An 18958-nucleotide genomic window follows, 5' to 3' on the forward strand; every position below is an offset into this window, starting at 1 on the left:
GGCACCGGAGCTACTGGAGTAACGCGGCCCCGGCTCCGAAAGCCGGTCCCAGCGACGTGACTCGCCCGTCTCAGGGCGTGTCCGTCCGCCTCTGACAGACGGGGACAGCTCGTGTCCATATCCCCGTTTGGTTCTCTGTTTGCTGTCCGTTCCGCTGCGCAGTAACGCCACACTCCGGCTTTAGTCCCCGTAGCCTCCGAGCTCGCACTCGGCGGCCGGGCCACTGTCGCAGTCGTATCCGACCGCCTTCGTGACACTGAGGAGGTCATAGAACCGACCGAGCGACTGCTCGGACTCAGAGAGCCCTTCGACCACTGGCACGCCACGCTGGGCCTGATGATCACAGCTCCGCATCGTCTGGCTGCCCAGCCCGACCGAGTACTCGTGGTCTTCCAGTTCTCGGATAACCGCTGGCGGGTAGAAGGTACCGGCCCGTTCTGCGGCCGCGGCGAACTGGAGCGTCTGTGCGTACGCCAGATGGGCCACGCCGGAGGGGCGCTGTGCGTTCCCGTATTCGGCGGTGAAGGCGTTCTTGAACTCGTCGGAGAGATCCGAGGAGATGCTGGTGTCCCACGCCACTGTCCCGACGACGCCGTCGAGTGCCTTCGAGGCGTTCTGTGCCACGATGCGGTTGTACAGCGGCACCACAATCCCCACCTCGTCCGGGAGGATTTCCTGAGCCGTTGTCAGCGAGTTCGCGGCGTCGAGTCCGTAGTGGTCGAGGAAGACGACCTCCGCACCGGCGTCCCGGGCCTGCTTGAGCGGTTCCTCGTAGTCTGTCGTCCCGAGACGCGTCGGGATGCTCGTGAGTTCGACCCAGCCACTCGACGTGAAGAAATCGCGAATCGACGACTCCATCGTCTTGCCCCAGTTGTAGTCCGCGTAGATCTGGACGTACTGGGCATTTCGGCCGAACCGTTCCTTGAGGACCGGCATCAGCGCCTGTGCGGTCATGTACGCGTTGAACATCTCCCGGAAGCTGTAGCGGACACAGTCTCTCCCTGTCGTGTCGTTCGAGTGAGTCAGACAGCACATATACGGGACTTTCTGGGCCTGTGCGACCTCCTGCTGAGCGATGGCGACGGAACTGGACGAGCCGCCGGAGAACATGACGACATCGTCTTGCTTGACCATCTCCTCGGCGTTGGCCGTCGCGACATCCGGTTTCGTCTCCGTGTCCCCAGTGACGTACTCGACGGTCTTTCCGAGCACGCCGTCGCCGCTGAGTACGTCGAAGGAGCGCTGGCCGACCCAGCCGCCGCCCTCGTTGAGGTGCGTGACCGCGAGCTCATACCCCCGGAGTTCGTCGCGCCCTTCGGCGGCATAGGTCCCGGACTGTGGGACGTTGAAGCCGAACGTGACCGCGTCGCCGTCGACAGGATAGTTCCCGAGCGGTGGATGCTCTGGTGTGTTTTCGGCTCTCGATCCCCCGCCCTGGTACCCCGCCAGCCCGGCGAGTCCCGCTGTCCCGACCCCACCGGCAATCTGTAGTAGCGACCGCCTGTCAACCGCTGCGCCCCCTTTTTCCAATCGCATACCAGTTGTTTTGATAATAAATATATATAATACTTATTTCAGTAGAAAAGGGTGATCAAGTAGTACAGACAGTGCTGGCCTCAGGTAGTGACGGCTGCTGGTCGTATTCCCGGCGGTTACAGTAACGACGGAGGCGCGATGAAACGAGATCGCAGAAACAGCGTGCCGATATCAGTCAAGAATGTCGCTGGCTTCGGTGTCTACCGCTACGTCGGTGTCGAGGTCGATATCCTGAATCAACGCGACGAGGTCTTCCAGTTCGGGGAACGTGTACACGGTCATCCCGAGGTCGCCGTCGTCAACAGTGATACGCGAGTCGACGACGAACACCAGATCTGAGTCCGGCCAGCCACCCATTTCGTCGATGATGCCGTCGGCCGGCCCGAACACGAAGTTCGGCGTCCCCATGTCGATGGTCGTCTCCAGCACGTTGGCCCACCCGTCGATGAACGCGGAGGTCATGATGTTGCCGATTTCCTGCATCGCCGACCGTTCCATGTCGGAGAACCCCTCGCCCTCGCTTGGCTCACCCATTCCACCCATCATTGCGCTGGCCATCTGCTTGCTGTCGGCCGGTTCGAGCAGAAACAGGACGTAGCCGTAGGGCGGTTCGTTCAGTTCGACGTAGATGCCGACGCCCTTGTCGTCGCCGATGTGTGTTTTGACGTCTGCAATGTCGAGAAAATTGATCTGTGAGGTCCGAACTGTCGCGTCGAGTCCGGTCAACTGACCGAGGTTCTCCGCGACCGTCCCGGACCCCTCCTTTGCCATCTGATTGAAAAGGTCCAGCTTCCGCACGTCGACTTTCAAGCCCATATCTACCGGAACGTCGCAAGCGGCTTAACGCCACCGCTGGGAGCCACACTCACCAGCGGCCCGGATTTGTCGCTATTTATCTCGGTTCCGCAGTATTGAATTCGGCCTCCCTCGTCACGGAGTCACTACAGACGCGTCCCACCGCACTGTCGCCGCGTCTCACCGAGTCGGCCCAACAACAAAAACACAGTGCAGGCGTCGTCAGGCGTCCGTTCCGTCGACCGGGAACTGCTCGTGCTCACACACCGTGTTCAGTACGACTGATGTCGAAGCAGAGCGGATATCCTCGTCGGTCAGCAGCGTCTTTATCCGCTCGTTCATCGACTGCGTATCGGTGAACTTCCCGACGGCCACGATGTCGTGGTCGCCGGTCACTTCGTAAACCGCAACCATCTCGCGTCGGTCACGTAGCTGCTCCACCACCCGTCCGAGCCCGTCGCCCTCGACGGAGAGCTGGAACACAGCGGTCACGTCGTAGCCCAGCGCCCCGTAGTCGATGTCGACGGTGTATTCGTCGATCACACCGGTCGACTCCAGGTCGTCCATCCGGCGCGACACCGTGGTCGCCGCGATGCCGGTCGCGGCGGCGACGTCACGGGCGCTCGCCCGGCCGTCCTGGAGCAGTGCGTTCACTACCTGTCTGTCGGTATCATCGACCATTTCGTCCGCTCAGACTGCCTCTGGGCCTTCTTTACCGGTTCGGACCTGGTAGGCGTTGTCCACAGGGAGGACGAATATCTTGCCGTCACCTTTCTCACCGGTGTGGGCACCGTCGGCAATAGCGTCGACGACATCCTCTGCGGGGATGTCTGCGACCACTGTCTCGACTTTGACCTTCTGGTGCAGGTCGACGACGTACTCCTCGCCGCGCCACTGCCCTTTCTTCGCGGGCTGTGAGCCGCGGCCGGAGACGTTCGTCACTGTCAGCGAGGGCGCGCCGACCTCCGCGAGCGCCTTCTTCACGTCGCCGAGTTTGTCCGGTCGAACCATTGCGACTACCATCTTGATTTCGGAGTCGTCGGTTTCGTCAGTCATCTTTGGAACCTCCGTCAGTACGCATGCTCGGGCTCACTTTACCACCATCGGCGACAACACTCTCGCCGCCACCGAACTCGGGGTAGGTCTCGACGCCGTGCTCGCTGACGTCCAGCCCCTCCTGCTCGTGTTCGGGCGTGACTCGGGCCTGCCCGGCTGCCTTGAGGGCGTACCAGACAACCCCGGTTGCGACAATCGTCCAGCCCGCGATGGCCACGACGCCGATCAGCTGTGCGATGAAGGCGTTGACGACTGACCCGACCGTGCCGGACGTGGCGACGAACGGGAACAGCAGCGTGCCGAGCACGCCGGCGCTTCCGTGGACCGGGAAGACGGCACAGACGTCGTCGATTTTCATCCGGTTCTCGATGAAGCTGAAGACGACCGGTAGCTGTCCGCCTGCGAGGCCGCCAACGACGATTGCGCCCCACCACGTCGTGGTGTCGGGAATCGCCGTGATGCCGACCAGCCCGGCGAGCAGTCCGTTCGCCACGTACAGGGTGTCAACCTTGCCGGTCTTCAGCCACGCGACCAGTCCGGCACCCATCGCACCACAGGCCATCGCAATGGTCGTGGTCATCGCGACACGGCCGACCGTTGCGAATGCTCCGAGAGCCAGCGATCCGTCCTCGACGACGAAGACGGTCGCCGCCGTCCCGACGTTGAAGCCGTACCAGCCGAACGCGAGGATGAGCGTTCCCAGCACGGCGAAGGTCAGCGAGTGGCCCGGGATGACGTTTGCGGAGCCGTCCTCGTTGTACCGGCCCATGCGTGGACCGAGAACGTACGCCGCCGTGAGGCCCGCGATGCCGCCCATGCCGTGTACGATCATTCCGCCAGCGAAGTCGTGGAAGGCCTCGCCGCCGAAGCTAATGTACGCGCCGGCCCACGTGATTCCGGTGACGACGGGGTAGATGACCGCCGCCAGCAGGAAGGTGTACGTGATGTACGCGCGGAGCTTGGCTCGTCCGGCGACAGCACCGGAAACGATGGTCGCTGCCGTCATCGCGAAGACGGCACCGAATAACCAGCCGACGTAGTCGTTTGCGGCCCCGGCGCCGAAGGCCGGCGAGAACCCGCTGCCGCCGACTAGGGCACTGATCCCTGAGCCGATCAGGAAGAACACCGTTACGCCGACCGACCAGGTCAGGAGGTTCTTCGTCAACTGGTTCGCGACGTTCTTCGAGCGCACCTGGCCCGCCTCAAGCATGGCGAAGCCCGCGTGCATGAAGAAGATCAGGAACGATACTGTAAGGACCCACAGAAGATTGACACCTTCTGCGAGTACGCTCGGGTCGACCTGTAGTGCAGTGTAGCTCATTTCTAGTTCACCTGTTTCGTTTTGTTATCGACTGCCGTCTGCATGTCCAACTTTCCCCCATTCTGGCTCAACTTCTTCAACTCTTTCACGAGAAAGGCTCTGGTAACACCACTACATAAGGTTTGCCTTTATGAACACGGAAATTAGAGGGGATGTGGTAGACGACCGTCCAAATTATGGTATGATATTATGGATATAAGGTTGTTCTCCGTAAAGAAAGTCCGTATATGTATACTGGAATTTTGGACGTTTGTCGACCCCAGTTCCGCCCGCAGGGGGCCAAATAGGCCGTTTTTGCTTGCGCGCGCTCTCGGCTGGCGGGTGTTGCCAGCGCCAACAGGGTTATACTTCGCGGCCACAGATTCGAATCCAGTATAAATGTCCGGAAAACAGTGGGGAGACGTGGCACAATGTCTCGATAAACTGTACAAATCGAACATGTATTGGAGGGTTCGCAGCTGATTATGGCTTCGGACCACTACCCCTCCGTTCCGGACCAGTCATCGGCTGTGACAGAGGAACGGGCAGTCGCGAATGCACAGGGGGCACTGGATGTCGTTCAGGCGGCGTCGATGACTGTCGGCGAGCAGCTCGCGGCGATTGATGACCGTGCAACAGCACAGGCGACCGACGCACAGCAGATTGCCGACAATGTCTCGTCGCTTTCCGCCACAATCGAGGAGATCGCCGCGACCGCGACCGAGGTCAGCGAGCAGAGCCAGCGGGCGACGGACGCAGCGAACGACGGTCGAGAGGCCGCGGCCGATGCCATCGAGTCGATGGACGAGGTCCGCGAACTGGGCCAGGCGGTCGCTGCCGAGGTGGCCGCCCTGCAGGACCGGGTCGACAGTATCGCCGACGCGCTGGCCGGCATCGACCGCATCGCCGACCAGACAAATATGCTCGCGCTGAACGCATCAATCGAGGCCGCGCGAGCGGGCGATACCACCGATACGGACGGGTTCGCTGTTGTTGCAGATGAAATCAAGGCGCTCGCTGAGGAGTCCCAGCAGCAGGCTGAAGAAATCGATACGACGCTGACGGCGGTTCGAGACGCCACAGGGGATACCGTCGAACAGCTCGATGCGGCCATCGACGGCATCGACACCGGGGCCGAGCAGGTCACCACGGCGATGGCACGGCTCGACGACGTGGCCGACACCGTTGCGGAAACGGCCGACGGCATTGCATCTGTCTCGGCGGCGACCGACGAGCAGGCGACGACGAGCGAAGCGGTTGCCCAGCGGTGTGAAACGGTGTCGGACCGCGCCGCTGCCATCGAAGACGACCTTTCCGAGATACGAGCCGCTCGCGCCGAGCAGACTGCTATGCTGGACGAGATCGACGACGTGCTCGCTGCCGCCGAGGCCGACCGGCAGAACCGACTGGCGGACGCGCCGACAGTTTCGACCGGCATCGACGGCCTCGACGACCTCTGTGGCGGCGGGCTTGTCATGGGCGGTCAGGCCGTGGTCCGGTACGCCGATGGGACGCAGGTCGACGGTGTCGTTTCACAACTGTGTGCCACGGCTGTTGCTGCCGGCCGGGCGGTTTCGCTGACACCGCCGCCGTCGCTGGACCGGTCGACGCTGGCCGCTGCGTTCGCGGCGACCGACCACTCGCTCGAAGACGCGCTCGACGACGATGCCCTGTTCATCCTCGACCCGTTCGGGCACTGGGACGCCCGGTACAACGTGTTCGACCTGGAACGGACCTCGCTCGCTGCCGCCAACGAGACGACGGCCACCAGACGGGACGCCCCGCTGGTTATCGTCGGGAACATTCAGGGAGAAATACAGCTGATGGGCGAACAGGCGGCCAGAGAAGCCCGGTACGAGAACGACGATGGCGTCTTCGAACCCCACGACACAGTGGTCAACGTCATCGACGACAATGCGGTCCCGGAAACGCTCGGGGCCTTTTACTCCGGCGCTGCCGATCAGGAACTCACGCTGACACGGACTGACGGCCACGAGCACTTGACGCTCACCGCCTCGCCGCGTGGCACTGTGGGAGCGAAACAACCGGTATCACAGCTGTCGAGTCCACCTTTCCTCCGACTCAGAGACAACTGATGTTCGGTATCGACGACACCGGTCGGTTCACGTTTGCGACGGCTGAGTTCGCTGCACTGCTCGACCGAACACCCGCCGAACTTGTCGGCACGCCCGTCGACGCGCTGGTCGTGGCCGAGGACAGAGAGACACTGACTGACGCCAGACAGGCCGTCAGCAACGCGTCGGGCCGGGTGACGCGGACCTGCCAGGTCACACTCCGCCAGAGCGTCCGCTCTCGTTCGGTTACGGTCGAACTTACGACCGCAGACGACGGGTCCGTGGTCGGCTCGCTCTGTCAGACGGCCGAGGCAGCCGACCCGTTTCAGTACCTGTTCGACCTCATTCAGGATGCGGTCGTCGGCTTCGAAATCGTCAACTTCGTCCCGATTGTGCGGACGGTCAACCCTGCGTTCGTCGAGACCTTCGGGTACGACTGCGAGGAGATCGTCGGCGAACCACTCAACGACTACATCGTCCCTGGCGACCGCGTCGAGGAGGCGGTCAACTACGACCAGCGGACGGCCGCCGGGGAAGTCAACTACGCCGTCGTCTCTCGAAAGACGGCTGACGGCTGCCGCGAGTTCATCTACCGCGGCGTTCCGTACGACACGGCCGACGGCCGTCGCTGTGGGTTCGCAATGTACACGGACGTGACGGATAGCCGGCGGCAAAAGCGGCGGCTTCGTGTTCTCCACCGCGTCCTGCGGCACAATCTCCGGAACGAGCTTTCGGTCGTGTTCGGGACGGCGGAATACGTTCGTGCCAACGTAGCCGACTCGTCGGTCTCGCTTGCCGCGTCCCGGGCCCTCGATGCGGCTGACCGCCTTGCCGCCGTCAGCGAAAAGGCCCGGAGCGTCGAAACTGCATTCGATGGGGACGCTGACCAGTCGGTCGACGTGGCGGCACTGGCCCGGGCTGTCGCCGACAGCTACCGCCCCGACGCAGCGGTCGAAACGGCACTTCCGAGCACACTCCCTGTCACTGGTGGGACGGCCGTCTACGACGCCATCGACAACCTCGTCGAGAACGCAGTCGAACACACGCCGCCGGATACGGCCGTCCGAATCACAGCCGAACAGGCTAACGGCGACGCGCTCGTCCGTGTCCTCGACGACGGCCCCGGTATTCCCGCTGTCGAGCGGGCCGTTGTGTTTGAGGACGCAGACATCACCAACCTCCAGCACGGCAGCGGCCTCGGTATCTGGCTTGCCCGGTGGGTCGCAGAGACAGCCGGCGGCGGCATCGAGTACGACCGAACCGACGGATGGACGACCGTCTCGCTTCGGTTCCCGCTGTCTGATGCCGATGCCGAGGACGTGCTTACGGTGGTCAATTCTCCGGAATCAGCGGCTGAGCCGACACGGTAGTCGCTGTGATGTGTTTAGAAGCACCCCGTCCCAGTCGCCAAGCCGGCCGAGACCGACCCAGCCCGGGCCGCTATCGCCTGAGCGCCGCGGTGAGTGCGATTGCGCCCAGCACGACGCTTGCCAGCGCCAGCGGCGACAGCGGTGGCACGTCGAGCTGAAAGAGCAGGGTCGTCACGACGACGCTCCCGCCGACCAGTCCTGTCGTTCCCGCAACATGGGTGAGTTCAACGGGCGTTCCGGGGGCGGTCCCAAGGTCCGCGTGGATGTCGATAGCCGCGTGGGCGAACGTCCAGGCCAACACCGTCGCGCCGCCGGCAAGCAGCACCGTCGTCGTGGTTGCCCCCTGCAGGGCGGCCACTAGCAGCGCCAGAAACAGCGACGCGCTGGCGAGGTCGACCAGCCGCCCGGACTGAATCAGCTGCCCGCCGGCGAGCAGCACCACGCCAACGAGGGCGGCGGCGGTCGAGACGGCGCTGATACCGGCGACGAACAGTGTCACAACACCCGCCGTCAGCGCCGCACCGCCACAGACGGCTCCGGTTCGCGATATCATCGGCCACCCCGCCAGGCCCGTTCGGTCACCTGTTCCAGCGGCTCAGTCCCGCCCCAATCGTGGACCGATATCCCGGCCGCACGCAACCGACGGAGCCGCTCGCGGCGTTCGAGCCGCGCCAGCCGGTGTCCCGCCGTGTCCGTCGCGGTCGGGTCGGGACTCAGGACCGTCACCGGGTGGCCGCTGGCGGCGAGTCGGCGGACCAGCGCCTCGCTGTCGTCGTCACACAGCGGGCCGAGGAAGACGACGTTCGCCGCCGTCGGCAACTGCGCGATGAGCTTCGTCGTATCCGGCGTTCGGGTGACCGATGTCGCGGCGAACGCGCGGTCGGTCCTGAGCAGGTCCCGGGCCTGCTGCTGGTGGGCGGCGCTCGTACCCGGTGCGAGCCACGCGTCATGTGGTGAGTACGCCGCGACGCCGACCTCGTGGCCGTCATCCGGGAGCCCCTCGACGAGGGCGACGGCGGCCATCGTCGACCGCTCGATTGCTGTCTCGGCGTCCGGTCGCGGGGCCAGTGCGGCGGCTGACCTGGCGTCGACGACGACCACGACCGTCGCCGACTGTTCGCGGCGGAACTCGACGGTCCGCAGGTCACCGGTGCGGGCGTACTGGTTCCAGTCGACGCGCGAGAGCGGGTCGTTCGAGCGGTGCTCTCTGACCGCGTAGAAGGAGAGGCCCTCGCCGCCCTCGTCCACAGGCACTGTCCCGGGCCGGCGGGCCACTGCGGGGACCAGCGGCAGCAGCGCCGAACTGGTCGGCTGCTCCCAGGTAACGGTGTCTGGTTCGGCCGTGACAGATGTCCGTCGGGCGACGACGCCGACCACGTCCCTGACGATCACTGTCGCCGGGTCGAACACGCAGCGGTCGGTCCCGCCGGTAATCTCGTAGGTGATCGTCGTCGACGCGCCGGGCCGAAGCGCTGTCCCGAGCGACGCCGACCCGTCGACTACCCGAACGGAGTTGGGGACGCCGTCGGCCAGCCGGAGGTCCGGAATCGTCCGTGACCCGTCGTTTCGGACAGTCAGCGCGACCGTCACTCGCTCTCCCAGCGCCGGCTCTGTCGGTGTAATCGAGCGCTGTATCGACACGTTCGCCGCCGGCGGGACAGAGACCCGGTCGTACGCACTCAGTGTGACGCCGAGCCCGCCAAGCAACACGAGTGCGGGGACCTGCCCAACCAGCCCGACACCGACGGCGACCAGCGCGGCCCCGGCCAGCCCGAACCAGCGGCCGGTGCGGTGGGTCTCGCTCATCGCTCCTCGTCGCGCCGTCGGAGTTCAGCTGTCGCGTGGGCGACGCGCCGCTGGAACGGGTGGACGCCCGAGAGCCACCCGGACAGCCGCGCCCGAAGCGATATCGGCGTCCCGTCGAACAATTCCTGCGCTGGCTTCCTGTCCGTCCACGCACCGGAGCGAAGTGCGTCCATCGCATCATCGGGCGAGAAGCCGTCCCGCTGGAGCACGGTGACTGCGACCCCCTCGACACGTTTCCGGATCGCCTCCTGTCCAGCCCCGGCAGCAAGCGCTTCGTCGATATCGTCGCCCGGGACCGTGACGTACTGGCTGTCAGTGTCCGGCAGCGCCATCCCGCGTTCGCTGTCGAGGGAGCGAACGAGGAGCGCAAGCAGCGCGACACCGCCGGCGAAGACAGCCGCGGCGAGTATCGGGAGGTCCGAGACAGCGCCAGCGGGCAACAGCGGCGCGCCGAGAGCGGTGAGACCGATGCCGATGGCTGTCGCGACGAGGCCGAGCGCCAGCGGGACCCGACGCAGCGTCACGGCTCGGCCTCCGTTTCGGACTCGTCACCGATGTCGTCGGGACTCGCCGTGACGGCATCCGTGTCGTCAGTCGCCCGTTCCAGCGCCTCGCGGGCCTGCGATTCCAGATCCGCATCCGGCTGGTCTCGGCCGTAGCGGACCCGCTCGAACACCGACCGTAGCGAGGCGACGGCGTCGGGGTCGGCACCGGCAGCCGCCGCGTCCGCCTCGATGTCCTGTGGCGTCGAGGAACTGCGTTCCGGGGCGACCGCGTTTTCGAGGGCGGCCCACGCACGGTACACGTCGTTTGTGAGCGGAATCTCGATCTCGCTAGCACTATGGGACAGGCGTCTCTCGGAACCCGTCGCTGTGACGGCTGGCGTCTCGCCGCCCGCCTCATCGATTGTCCGGCTCTGACCGGCCAGTCGCCAGAGGACGACCAGACCCACTGCGAGGCCGACGGCGAGCGCACCGACTGCCGGGGCGGGGACGCTCGGCAGCAGCGCGCGGGCACCGCCGTCACTTTCCGGCGGGTCGATGCTACCGGGCGGATCGGTGAGGCCCTGTCCGTCGGGGTTGTCGATCTCGCTGTCGTCCCTGGTCATCTCTGCCTGCTCGGACCCGGTGGCAGCATCGAGGCTCGCGGCCCCGACGCTGAACGACAGCAGCGCAATCGCGGCGACAACCGCCACGAGGAGGGACTGTCGCTGCATACAGCCACTCCGCTCCTGTCGCATGAATAGGTTGGGGACCTGTGACTTGTCGTGGGTTTCCCACGGGTGTGGTCGAACAGCCCGAAAGCCACCGAGTTAGAGTTCGTCAGCGAGGTCCTCGGCGAAGTAGGTCAGAATCAGGTCCGCGCCGGCCCGCTTGATAGACAGCAGCGACTCGTAGGCGACCGCTTCGAGGTCGAGCCACCCCTTCTCGGCGGCGGCGTGGAGCATCGCGTACTCGCCGGAGACATTGTAGGCGGCAACGGGATGGTCGTAGGACTCGCGGACTTCCTTGACGATGTCCAGATACGGCAGCGCGGGCTTGATCATCAGCACGTCAGCGCCCTGCTCGACGTCGAGGTCGACCTCGCGGCGGGCCTCGCGTGCGTTCGCGGGGTCCATCTGGTAGTGTCGCCGGTCGCCGAAGGCCGGCGCGCCGTCGGCGGCGTCCCGGAACGGGCCGTAGAAGGCCGACTCGTACTTCGCGGCGTAGCTCATGATTGGTACGTCGGTGTCGCCCTGGGCGTCCAGCGCCGCTCGAATCGCGCCGACCATGCCGTCGATCATCCCCGACGGCGCGACCATGTCGGCCCCGGCCGCGGCGTGGCTCGCAGCGATTTTCCCCAGCAGGTCCAGCGTCTCGTCGTTGCGCACCGTCAGCCGCGGGTCCTCGGCGGCGGCGTCTTCGAGGACGCCGCAGTGGCCGTGGTCGGTGTACTCACAGAGACAGACGTCCGTGATGACGTAGGCGTCCGTCTCGCTTGTAATCTGGCGGGTCGCCTCCTGTACGACGCCGTCCTCGGCCCAAGCGCGGCTGCCGCGCTCGTCTTTCGACTCCGGGACGCCGAACAGCATGACGGCTTCGACGCCGGTCTCGCGGACCTCCTCGACACGCTCGACCGCGTCATCGATAGGGACCCGTTCGTGGCCCGGCATCGTCTCGATAGGGACCCGTTCGTCAGTCGTCGCGTCGACGAACACTGGGGCGATGAGGTCAGATGCCGAAAGGTCAGTTTCGCGCACCAGCGGTCGGACGCCGTCGGTCCGCAGGCGGCGCGGGCGCTGTGTCAGGTTCATACTGCCATTTCAGACCGTGGCCGGCATCAACCCACCGCTTGTATGCTTAAATAGAGCCAATATTTTCGCCGACGGCGGCACATATCCAGTTAGTCATTCCGTCTTCGTGGCCCGATTTGCGAATATATCGGAGAACTAGCCTGTAATTGAGTATTTTGGTTGGTATGGACCGTCAGTCAGGCCATGCACTGCACACAGACTCGGGCGCAGCTATCCCATTCATACACTGGCTTGTCTCGGACTATTTCCCTCATTGACTGAAGCCTCAATAGGGGAAGAAGGCACAATTTAGCAAGGAGCTATAGTATCACCGGACAGCCTTTCAGTCTTCGTTTTGGTTACGAGATAGCGGGCATAGTGCTCTACGTCAATTTCCTTTTCGCCCTTTGCCATTGCATATGGGCGTCTGACCCGGATAATAATTCCACGATCCGATTGGTTTACTACGGTCTGCTTTGGACCCGCAGTAAATGAACCTACGTCCCAGCTATCAAGGCAACTCGCACTCTGAAGCCGATCAGTCACATAGTTCGTTTCCGAGCGTAATACGCGTTCTTTTGCTTCAGAGACATTGATCTGTGCGCCAATAGTTGGAGTTTCTTGACCACTGGCTACGGCTGATTTCGGCGTTGCCGGGTCGTCTGAAAGCGTCGAACATCCTGTGAATGCAAGGCTACAGGCAATAGCGAGAAGTAGGACCATTCGATGGTACATATGGCGAAATTACTGGTACCTGACAAATATTTTGTGGGCAATGCTATTCCGTGATATGTTCTTCATCGGCCGTGCCCTGTTTTTTGAGGGTGTGGCTGTCCGGGAGCGGTACGAGGATCACTGTCTGAGTTTCACCGATGCGACAACGATTGCCCTGGTGGAACACCACGACTTTGATTACGTGCTGTCTTTCGACGACTTCGACGGCCTCGTCTCGCGGCTGGACCCCACTGACCTCTAGTACTCGTCGGCCGTCTCGATTCGCTCGCGGAGCCAGGCCGCCGCGTCGGCGACGGCCGCCGGATTGTCGCCGGTAATCTTCACCCGTCCCGGCGCGTCGTCTTTGCGCGGATAGCTCCCGACGGCCACGTCGAACTGTTCGCGGGCTTCGGTAACACGGCCGACCAGCGCGCCCTCGGGCGCGGGCGTGTGAATCGTCTCCGTCGTCCGGTCGCCGTCGAACTCGTCGGCGACGGTCTCGTACATCGCTTGCAGTTCCTCGGGGATGCCCGGGAACACGTACACGCGGTCGATGACACAGCCGGCGGCGAAGCTCTCGTCCGTCAGCAGCGCCTGCCCGCCCTCGGGGACCGACGCCCACGCATCGAGGTCGAGGTCCATATCGTAGCGGTCCACCATCTCGGGGTTGTCATCAGCGAACCGCTCGGCCTTCGCTTCGAGGTGTGCCCGAACGTCCTCGGGAACGACGAGGTCGCGGCCGAACGCCCGCGCCACAGCAGCCTTCGTGATATCGTCGGGCGTCCCGCCGATGCCGCCGGTGACGATGACCGCGTCGAAGGCGTCGTGGAACCGCGCCACGGCGTCGGCGATGACCGCCTCGTCATCAGGCACGGTCAGGACGCGAGTCACGCTCGCGCCGGCGGCCGTGAGCTGGCGGCCCAGCCACGACGCATTCGTGTTCTCCGTGTCGCCAGCCAGCAGTTCGTCACCGACAGTGAGCAGTGCGACCTCCATCATCTCGCTGTGAGTGTCTGGCGGCGTTAAGAGTTTGGCTGGAACGCGTACGTGGACACGAGCTCCGATGTCGTGAGCCTGCTGCGGACCGAACGCATATGAATGGTGTATAATGACATTATATCTAGCCTAGCCATATTTCGGTAACATACATATACTGGGTCCGGCAATTCAAAATCATGGTACTTGTCACCAATTGTGTTGATTGTGTCAAACGGGTGTACCCGAAAAGAAGTCGTATGCCGAGCACGGACCGCGACAGCGCTGACCCGGTCGACGAAGCGTCCACAACATCCGCTGAAACGCTGACAGACTGACGCTGCTGGCAGCACACCGCGTCGGCTCGATATCGGGCGCGTCGCGGTGTGTCGTAACGGCAACTCTTGATAGGTAGCTACAGCAATGGAACGAAGCGACAGCAGCACAGACACGGACCGGTCGTTGCTCCGGCAACTCTCGAAACCGGTTCTTGCGTTCGTCGGACTGGTCGCCGCCGGCGTGATTGGCTTCGTCACGCTGGGCGGGGTCGGCGTCGTCAACGCCCTGTTCTGGCTGCTCGACCCCACGAGCATTGAACTCCACTTCCGGACCCACGACGGGCCTGCGACGCTGGTCAAAGGCTATGCCATCGTCGTCCTGACTGGTCTTGTCGTCGCCGGTCTGTGGACCGGCGAGACAGCGCTGTCGGCGGCTTTCGGCGGCCAGATTCAGACAGAACTCACACGTATGCAAATCGCACAGCGAATCGAAGACCTGAACGACCATATCGTCGTCTGTGGCTACGGGACGTTCGGACAGACTGTCGCGGAGCAGATAGGCGATACAGACACCCGAGTGGTCGTCATCGAACAGCAGGCGGAACAGTACGAACGGGCGCTCGACGACGGCCACCTCGCGCTGGAGGCCGACGCGAGTCGCGAGGACGCGCTGACAGATGCGGGTGTCAAGCGAGCCGACACGGTCATCGGTGCAATCGACGACACGAACGCGAACATCCAGATAGCGGTGCTAGCGAGCCAACTCGCGCCCACGGTCCAACTCATCGTTCGAGCCGGCGACCGGCAGGACGAGACTGTGGCTCGCCGTGTAGGCGCGGACGAGGTGATAATCCCCGAGGTTGTGAGCGGGAAGCAGGTGTGTGAACGGCTGTGACTCCGGGCTGGCCGTCACTCCTCGGCTAACTCGGATTCGAGTGTCTCGACCTTGCGTTCGAGTTCGGAAATGCGCTTTTCGTAGCCGCGTTTCCCGTCGAGAAAGTTGTAGATGAGTATCATGCCGGCGGCTGGGAGTCCGACGTACAGTGCTAGTGCTATACCCATGACAAGAAGTTCCGTTGCGCCGGGTAATCCCGGAATCAGGAGGAGGACCATAGTGGTCCTTTTCATTTCAGCTATTTGGAAATTCACATCCGAGAGTCAGACTCCCGCTTCCCCGACCGCCTCCGCCAGCAGTTCCGTCACACCGACGATTTCGAGGTCGTCCTCGTAGCCGCCGGTCTTGCGTCCGTCCTCGTACATCGTCATGCACATCGGGCAGGCGACGACGAACTTCTCGACGGCTGCGCCCGCTTCGGTGTCCTCTAGGGCTTCCCGTAGGCGCTCCTCGCTGGGCTTCGTCTCCTCTTCGAGGTCCATCCAGAGGCCGCCACCGCCCCCGCCACAGCAGAAGGAATCGTCGCGGTTGCGCGGCATCTCGTGGAGGTCCGCGCCAGTCGCGCGGATGAGGTCCCGCGGGGCTTCGAACTCGCCGTTGTACCGCCCGAGGTGGCAGGGGTCGTGGTAGGTGACGGTGTAGTCCAGTTCTATCCCGGCGAGGCCGAGTGCGCCGGCACCGGCGAGGTCAGCGACGACCTGCGTGTAGTGGAACACGTCGTCTTCACCCCATTCACAGGCCTCGAACTCGGGGTACTCGTTCATGAACGTGTTGTATGCGTGGGGGTCCGTCGTGACAATGGACTCGAACTCACAATCCAGCATCGCGGCGGCGTTGTCCTCGACGAGCATCTCGTAGAGGCCCTCCTCGCCGACGCGGCGCACGTCGTTGCCGTCGGTCTGTTCGGCCTCGTAGAGGATGCCGTAGTCCACGTCTGCGGCCTCGAAGACGGTGGCGAGCGCCTGCGCGATCTTCTGGTTGCGCTCGTCGTAGCTCGGGTAGTCGCCGACGTACCAGAGGTACTCGACCGGTTCGTCGCGGGCGTCGGGCACCTCGAAGTCGAGGTCCTCGGTCCAGTCCGGCCGGGCGCGTTCGGGGTCGCCGAAGGTGTTGCCGTGCTGGAACACGTTCATCATCGCGTCCTGCACGTGTTCGTCCATCTCGCCGGCCTCGGTCAGCCGGCGGTTCATCTCGGTGAACTGCGTGACGTGCTCGATGTCGACCGGGCAAGCGTCCATGCAGGCCATACAGGACATGCAGGACTCCATCGTGTGGGCGTCGATGACTGAGGTGCCGCCGTCGGCGATGATGGGTACGTCCTCGCCGCCGGCGTCGCGCTCCTCCCGGTAGCGTTTCAGGTCGAGGATGACGTTCCGCGGGTCTAGCGGCCGCCCGGACGCTTTCGCCGGACAGACTGAGGAGCAGCGCCCGCACTTGGTACAGGCGTCGTGGTCGAGCAACTGTTTCCAGGAGAAGTCATCAATTTCGCTGGGACCGATATCGTCGGGGTCAGCGTCCGCCGGGACACCGGGCAGTCGCACGCCGGCTTTCTCGTCGCGGGCGACGAGGTTGGCAAACGACGAGAGCATGTGGAACGGCTTCGCGTAGGGAATCCAGGCGACGAACCACAGCGCGACCAGCGAGTGGCTCCACCAGACGAAGGGGTACGCGCCCGCTGCCATCTCCGGTGTCATCCCGGCCACGATGAGCACTTCTTTGACCGACCAGCCGACGAAGCTCACCGTCTCGAAGGAGACATCCCGGACCGTCGAGGTCCCGAGAATGCGGATGCCCTCGGTAAGGTAGCCGCCAACGCCGAGCACGAACAGCGAGCCCAGAAACAGGTCGTCCTCGCGGGAGGTGTGCCGGTCGTGCAGGCGGTCGAGTTTGCGGCCGTAGCGTCGCCACAGCGCCACGCCGACGCCGACGACGAACAGTAGCCCCATGGCGTCCATGACGAACGAATAGGAGAGGTAGAACTGGCCGACGAAGAAGGACTCGCCAGCCAGCGGCCGGTAGAGGTCGATGTCGATACCCAGAATCGTCGTCCCGATGAGCAGTGTCAGAAACCCCCAGACGATGAAGGCGTGCATCACACCGGCGACAGTGTCACGGTCCAACTGCTTCCGATTTGACAGCGCCAACTTCGCCGCTGCGACTGTCCGCTGTGGCAGTTCGTCCAGTCGCTCAAAGGGGTCCTCGCTGCCCTGACTATAGCGGGCGACGCGGTTGTACACACCGTACAGAAAGACGATGACAGCGAGTGCTGCGAGATAGTAGAACAGCACCTTCCCCACGTCGCCGATACGCCAGAACGTTGGGCGCGTGGTTGTTTGGATTATTGATGACATACGGTAACACCCGATTTGTGTCCGCTTAAATCTTGCCACGACCCCGTCGCGGTCCTGCGAGAATTTGAGAGCTGTTGAAAGTTTCTCCGAATCACGTTGCTCGTCCGACAGATATATCCCTCCCGAGAAGTAGTATCATGTTCGATGGACGAGAAGACTGAAGAACTCCGTGACATCTTCATGGACGTCTCCGGCGAGGAGGCTGTGACGGAGTCCCAAGAAGCGTCGAGAGGGTCCCTGACCGGCACTGACGAGGCCGGTGTCGTGGACCGACTCGGTGATGTCATCGAGCGGATGCGCGAGCGGTACGAATTCCGAACCGAACTCGCTGACGATAATCTGGTGACAGTGGTCCGCCTGTTCTACGAGGGGAGCGACGACGCGACCATCGCGGCCGAGATCGACGCGGACGAGCCCGACGTGGTCGAAGCGCGACTGGACCTGCATCTTCTCCGCGAGGAGGACACAGAGGCACCGTTTGACCTGCCCGCGTTCCGCCGTCGTGTCGCCGACAGCGACCCGTCCGCCGCCGAACTCGCGGCTGAGTTCGATATCGACGAGTCCCGGGCCGCCCACTACCGGCGCGTCGTCGCCGCACAGGGCGCTGCCCGGCGTGTCTCTCACCGGTTCCAGAGTGAGTTCGAGGACGTACTCACCGACGCCGGGCTGTCGACACAGCACGCCGCCGCCCTCCGCGAGGACGGCCTCGACGAGGCCACCGAGGACATCGATTCGCTTGACTCCGGCGCTGACGTGTCGATGTGACCCGCTGACATCTTCTGTCGCGGTAGAGTTGGCCGACTGCGCGGCTGTTTCACAACCCAGAGGTGCGCCGAACCTTCTTGTGGGAGAACACGACCACGCATCCCCATGTCGACACACACGTTCAGGGAACTGGAAACGGCCGCCTACTGCCCGCGGAAGCTCTATTACCGCCGCCGCGACGGGGCAAGCGAGATTCCTGACGAGGTCGAGTCGGTTCGCCGGCTCGCTCGGGAGTACGAGCGGCTGCTAACTGACGATGCCGCCCTGCTGGCAGCCCCTATCGAAGTTGGACCGGACGAGTATCGCGACCGGCTCAGGGGGCTTCGAGAGCGGCTGGTTGACTGGGACGCGCTGGTCGCCCCGACAGCGACAGACGCGTATCTCGAAGGGAAGGACGCCCGCGGGATCGCACACAAGGTCGTCGCCGGGCAGGCCGGTCCCGCACCGTCGCTCGTGTTCGCTGGTCGGCCGCCCGAAGACGGAGTCTGGGAGCCCCAGACTGTGCGGCTTGTCGCCGCCGCGAAGGCGCTCTCCTGGGAGCGCGAACGCGACATTGATACCGCCTACGCCGAGTATCCGGCGTACGGCGTCATCCGGCGTATCGAGGTGAACACGCGGCGAGCCGGGGTCTATCGCCGGGCAATCAGAACCGCCGACAGCATCGACGGGCCGCCGGGGCGGGTGCGAAACGACGCCAAATGCAAGCCCTGTGAGTTCAGCGACGACTGCGGGGTGAAAACGCGGTCGTTGCGGTCGATGATACGGTGAGC

The 18958-nt window shown here is 63.9% G+C and carries 18 protein-coding genes and 1 pseudogene; 6 read left to right on the plus strand and 13 right to left on the minus strand.

Features of this window, described 5'->3' with window-relative positions:
- Positions 1 to 180 precede the first annotated feature (180 nt).
- From C437_RS14150 to C437_RS14170, 5 genes are all read right to left on the minus strand, one after another.
- Positions 181 to 1536 carry a substrate-binding protein gene (locus C437_RS14150; RefSeq protein WP_004517660.1) on the minus strand — a complete coding sequence of 452 codons (1356 nt, stop codon included), beginning with the start codon at positions 1534 to 1536 and terminating at the stop codon, positions 181 to 183.
- A gap of 171 nt (positions 1537 to 1707) precedes the next feature.
- A complete protein-coding gene (locus C437_RS14155; RefSeq protein ID WP_004517661.1) occupies positions 1708 to 2352 on the minus strand; it encodes a chemotaxis protein CheC in 645 nt (214 codons plus the stop codon).
- Positions 2353 to 2553: 201 nt separating this feature from the next.
- Entirely contained in the window at positions 2554 to 3012 is a 459-nt protein-coding gene (lrp, locus tag C437_RS14160; protein ID WP_004517662.1) for an HTH-type transcriptional regulator Lrp, read from the minus strand.
- A 9-nt stretch (positions 3013 to 3021) separates the two neighbouring features.
- Positions 3022 to 3387, minus strand: a complete 366-nt coding sequence (locus C437_RS14165) for a P-II family nitrogen regulator (RefSeq protein ID WP_004517663.1) — start codon at positions 3385 to 3387, stop codon at positions 3022 to 3024.
- Positions 3380 to 4708, minus strand: a complete 1329-nt coding sequence (locus C437_RS14170; RefSeq protein ID WP_004517664.1) for an ammonium transporter — start codon at positions 4706 to 4708, stop codon at positions 3380 to 3382. The genes C437_RS14165 and C437_RS14170 overlap by 8 nt, the downstream gene beginning before the upstream one ends.
- Positions 4709 to 5172: 464 nt before the next feature.
- On the opposite strand from C437_RS14170, the gene C437_RS14175 reads away from it, so the two are divergent.
- Both C437_RS14175 and C437_RS14180 read left to right on the plus strand, forming a co-directional pair.
- Positions 5173 to 6783: a methyl-accepting chemotaxis protein gene (locus C437_RS14175; RefSeq protein ID WP_004517665.1), complete on the plus strand. Its 1611-nt coding sequence runs from the start codon at positions 5173 to 5175 to the stop codon at positions 6781 to 6783.
- Entirely contained in the window at positions 6783 to 8132 is a 1350-nt protein-coding gene (locus tag C437_RS14180; RefSeq protein WP_004517666.1) for a PAS domain-containing sensor histidine kinase, read from the plus strand. Before C437_RS14175 ends, C437_RS14180 begins: the two co-directional genes overlap by 1 nt.
- Positions 8133 to 8202: 70 nt before the next feature.
- On the opposite strand, the gene C437_RS14185 is transcribed toward C437_RS14180, so the two are convergent.
- The 5 genes from C437_RS14185 to hemB all read right to left on the minus strand — a co-directional run bounded on the left by C437_RS14185 (position 8203) and on the right by hemB (position 12231).
- Positions 8203 to 8685 (minus strand): DUF7519 family protein, encoded by a 483-nt coding sequence (locus C437_RS14185; RefSeq protein WP_004517667.1) that lies wholly within the window; start codon positions 8683 to 8685, stop codon positions 8203 to 8205.
- Complete coding sequence (locus tag C437_RS14190) at positions 8682 to 9938, minus strand: DUF58 domain-containing protein (protein ID WP_004517668.1); 1257 nt, start codon at positions 9936 to 9938, stop codon at positions 8682 to 8684. The genes C437_RS14185 and C437_RS14190 overlap by 4 nt, the downstream gene beginning before the upstream one ends.
- Positions 9935 to 10462, minus strand: a complete 528-nt coding sequence (locus C437_RS14195) for a DUF7269 family protein (RefSeq protein WP_004517669.1) — start codon at positions 10460 to 10462, stop codon at positions 9935 to 9937. Before C437_RS14195 ends, C437_RS14190 begins: the two co-directional genes overlap by 4 nt.
- Positions 10459 to 11154, minus strand: coding sequence for a DUF4129 domain-containing protein (locus C437_RS14200; protein WP_049919817.1), 696 nt, complete (start codon positions 11152 to 11154; stop codon positions 10459 to 10461). The genes C437_RS14195 and C437_RS14200 overlap by 4 nt, the downstream gene beginning before the upstream one ends.
- A 96-nt stretch (positions 11155 to 11250) precedes the next feature.
- Positions 11251 to 12231, minus strand: coding sequence for a porphobilinogen synthase (hemB, locus tag C437_RS14205; protein ID WP_004517671.1), 981 nt, complete (start codon positions 12229 to 12231; stop codon positions 11251 to 11253).
- An 811-nt stretch (positions 12232 to 13042) separates the two neighbouring features.
- Here hemB and C437_RS14210 point away from each other — a divergent pair.
- Positions 13043 to 13186: pseudogene (locus tag C437_RS14210) on the plus strand (type II toxin-antitoxin system VapC family toxin); the annotation flags it as partial.
- Here C437_RS14210 and C437_RS14215 read toward each other — a convergent pair.
- Entirely contained in the window at positions 13183 to 13920 is a 738-nt protein-coding gene (locus C437_RS14215; RefSeq protein ID WP_004517673.1) for a competence/damage-inducible protein A, read from the minus strand. The pseudogene C437_RS14210 and the gene C437_RS14215 sit on opposite strands and share 4 nt — an antisense overlap.
- Before the next feature lie 402 nt (positions 13921 to 14322).
- Between C437_RS14215 and C437_RS14220 the strand changes: the two genes are divergently transcribed.
- Complete coding sequence (locus tag C437_RS14220; RefSeq protein ID WP_004517674.1) at positions 14323 to 15072, plus strand: potassium channel family protein; 750 nt, start codon at positions 14323 to 14325, stop codon at positions 15070 to 15072.
- Positions 15073 to 15086: 14 nt separating this feature from the next.
- Here the strand turns inward: C437_RS14220 and C437_RS14225 are convergent, their stop codons facing one another.
- Complete coding sequence (locus C437_RS14225; protein WP_004517675.1) at positions 15087 to 15290, minus strand: hypothetical protein; 204 nt, start codon at positions 15288 to 15290, stop codon at positions 15087 to 15089.
- Positions 15291 to 15335: 45 nt separating this feature from the next.
- Entirely contained in the window at positions 15336 to 17423 is a 2088-nt protein-coding gene (locus C437_RS14230) for a (Fe-S)-binding protein (RefSeq protein ID WP_004517676.1), read from the minus strand.
- 144 nt (positions 17424 to 17567) lie between these two features.
- On the opposite strand from C437_RS14230, the gene C437_RS14235 reads away from it, so the two are divergent.
- Together C437_RS14235 and C437_RS14240 are read left to right on the plus strand one after the other, a co-directional pair.
- Complete coding sequence (locus tag C437_RS14235; protein WP_004517677.1) at positions 17568 to 18188, plus strand: hypothetical protein; 621 nt, start codon at positions 17568 to 17570, stop codon at positions 18186 to 18188.
- A 105-nt stretch (positions 18189 to 18293) separates the two neighbouring features.
- Positions 18294 to 18956 (plus strand): CRISPR-associated protein Cas4, encoded by a 663-nt coding sequence (locus C437_RS14240; protein WP_004517678.1) that lies wholly within the window; start codon positions 18294 to 18296, stop codon positions 18954 to 18956.
- Positions 18957 to 18958 lie beyond the last annotated feature (2 nt).

Origin of the sequence: Haloarcula vallismortis ATCC 29715, assembly GCF_000337775.1 — an archaeon.
Classification (GTDB): domain Archaea; phylum Halobacteriota; class Halobacteria; order Halobacteriales; family Haloarculaceae; genus Haloarcula; species Haloarcula vallismortis.

Excerpts from the sequence above, each read along its gene's own strand:
- C437_RS14150 (WP_004517660.1), bottom strand. The coding sequence starts at position 1,536 with ATGCGATTGGAAAAAGGGGGCGCAGCGGTTGACAGGCGGTCGCTACTA.
- C437_RS14155 (WP_004517661.1), bottom strand. The coding sequence starts at position 2,352 with ATGGGCTTGAAAGTCGACGTGCGGAAGCTGGACCTTTTCAATCAGATG.
- lrp (WP_004517662.1), bottom strand. The coding sequence starts at position 3,012 with ATGGTCGATGATACCGACAGACAGGTAGTGAACGCACTGCTCCAGGAC.
- C437_RS14165 (WP_004517663.1), bottom strand. The coding sequence starts at position 3,387 with ATGACTGACGAAACCGACGACTCCGAAATCAAGATGGTAGTCGCAATG.
- C437_RS14170 (WP_004517664.1), bottom strand. The coding sequence starts at position 4,708 with ATGAGCTACACTGCACTACAGGTCGACCCGAGCGTACTCGCAGAAGGT.
- C437_RS14175 (WP_004517665.1), top strand. The coding sequence starts at position 5,173 with ATGGCTTCGGACCACTACCCCTCCGTTCCGGACCAGTCATCGGCTGTG.
- C437_RS14180 (WP_004517666.1), top strand. The coding sequence starts at position 6,783 with ATGTTCGGTATCGACGACACCGGTCGGTTCACGTTTGCGACGGCTGAG.
- C437_RS14185 (WP_004517667.1), bottom strand. The coding sequence starts at position 8,685 with ATGATATCGCGAACCGGAGCCGTCTGTGGCGGTGCGGCGCTGACGGCG.
- C437_RS14190 (WP_004517668.1), bottom strand. The coding sequence starts at position 9,938 with ATGAGCGAGACCCACCGCACCGGCCGCTGGTTCGGGCTGGCCGGGGCC.
- C437_RS14200 (WP_049919817.1), bottom strand. The coding sequence starts at position 11,154 with ATGCAGCGACAGTCCCTCCTCGTGGCGGTTGTCGCCGCGATTGCGCTG.
- hemB (WP_004517671.1), bottom strand. The coding sequence starts at position 12,231 with ATGAACCTGACACAGCGCCCGCGCCGCCTGCGGACCGACGGCGTCCGA.
- C437_RS14215 (WP_004517673.1), bottom strand. The coding sequence starts at position 13,920 with ATGGAGGTCGCACTGCTCACTGTCGGTGACGAACTGCTGGCTGGCGAC.
- C437_RS14220 (WP_004517674.1), top strand. The coding sequence starts at position 14,323 with ATGGAACGAAGCGACAGCAGCACAGACACGGACCGGTCGTTGCTCCGG.
- C437_RS14225 (WP_004517675.1), bottom strand. The coding sequence starts at position 15,290 with ATGGTCCTCCTCCTGATTCCGGGATTACCCGGCGCAACGGAACTTCTT.
- C437_RS14230 (WP_004517676.1), bottom strand. The coding sequence starts at position 17,423 with ATGTCATCAATAATCCAAACAACCACGCGCCCAACGTTCTGGCGTATC.
- C437_RS14235 (WP_004517677.1), top strand. The coding sequence starts at position 17,568 with ATGGACGAGAAGACTGAAGAACTCCGTGACATCTTCATGGACGTCTCC.
- C437_RS14240 (WP_004517678.1), top strand. The coding sequence starts at position 18,294 with ATGTCGACACACACGTTCAGGGAACTGGAAACGGCCGCCTACTGCCCG.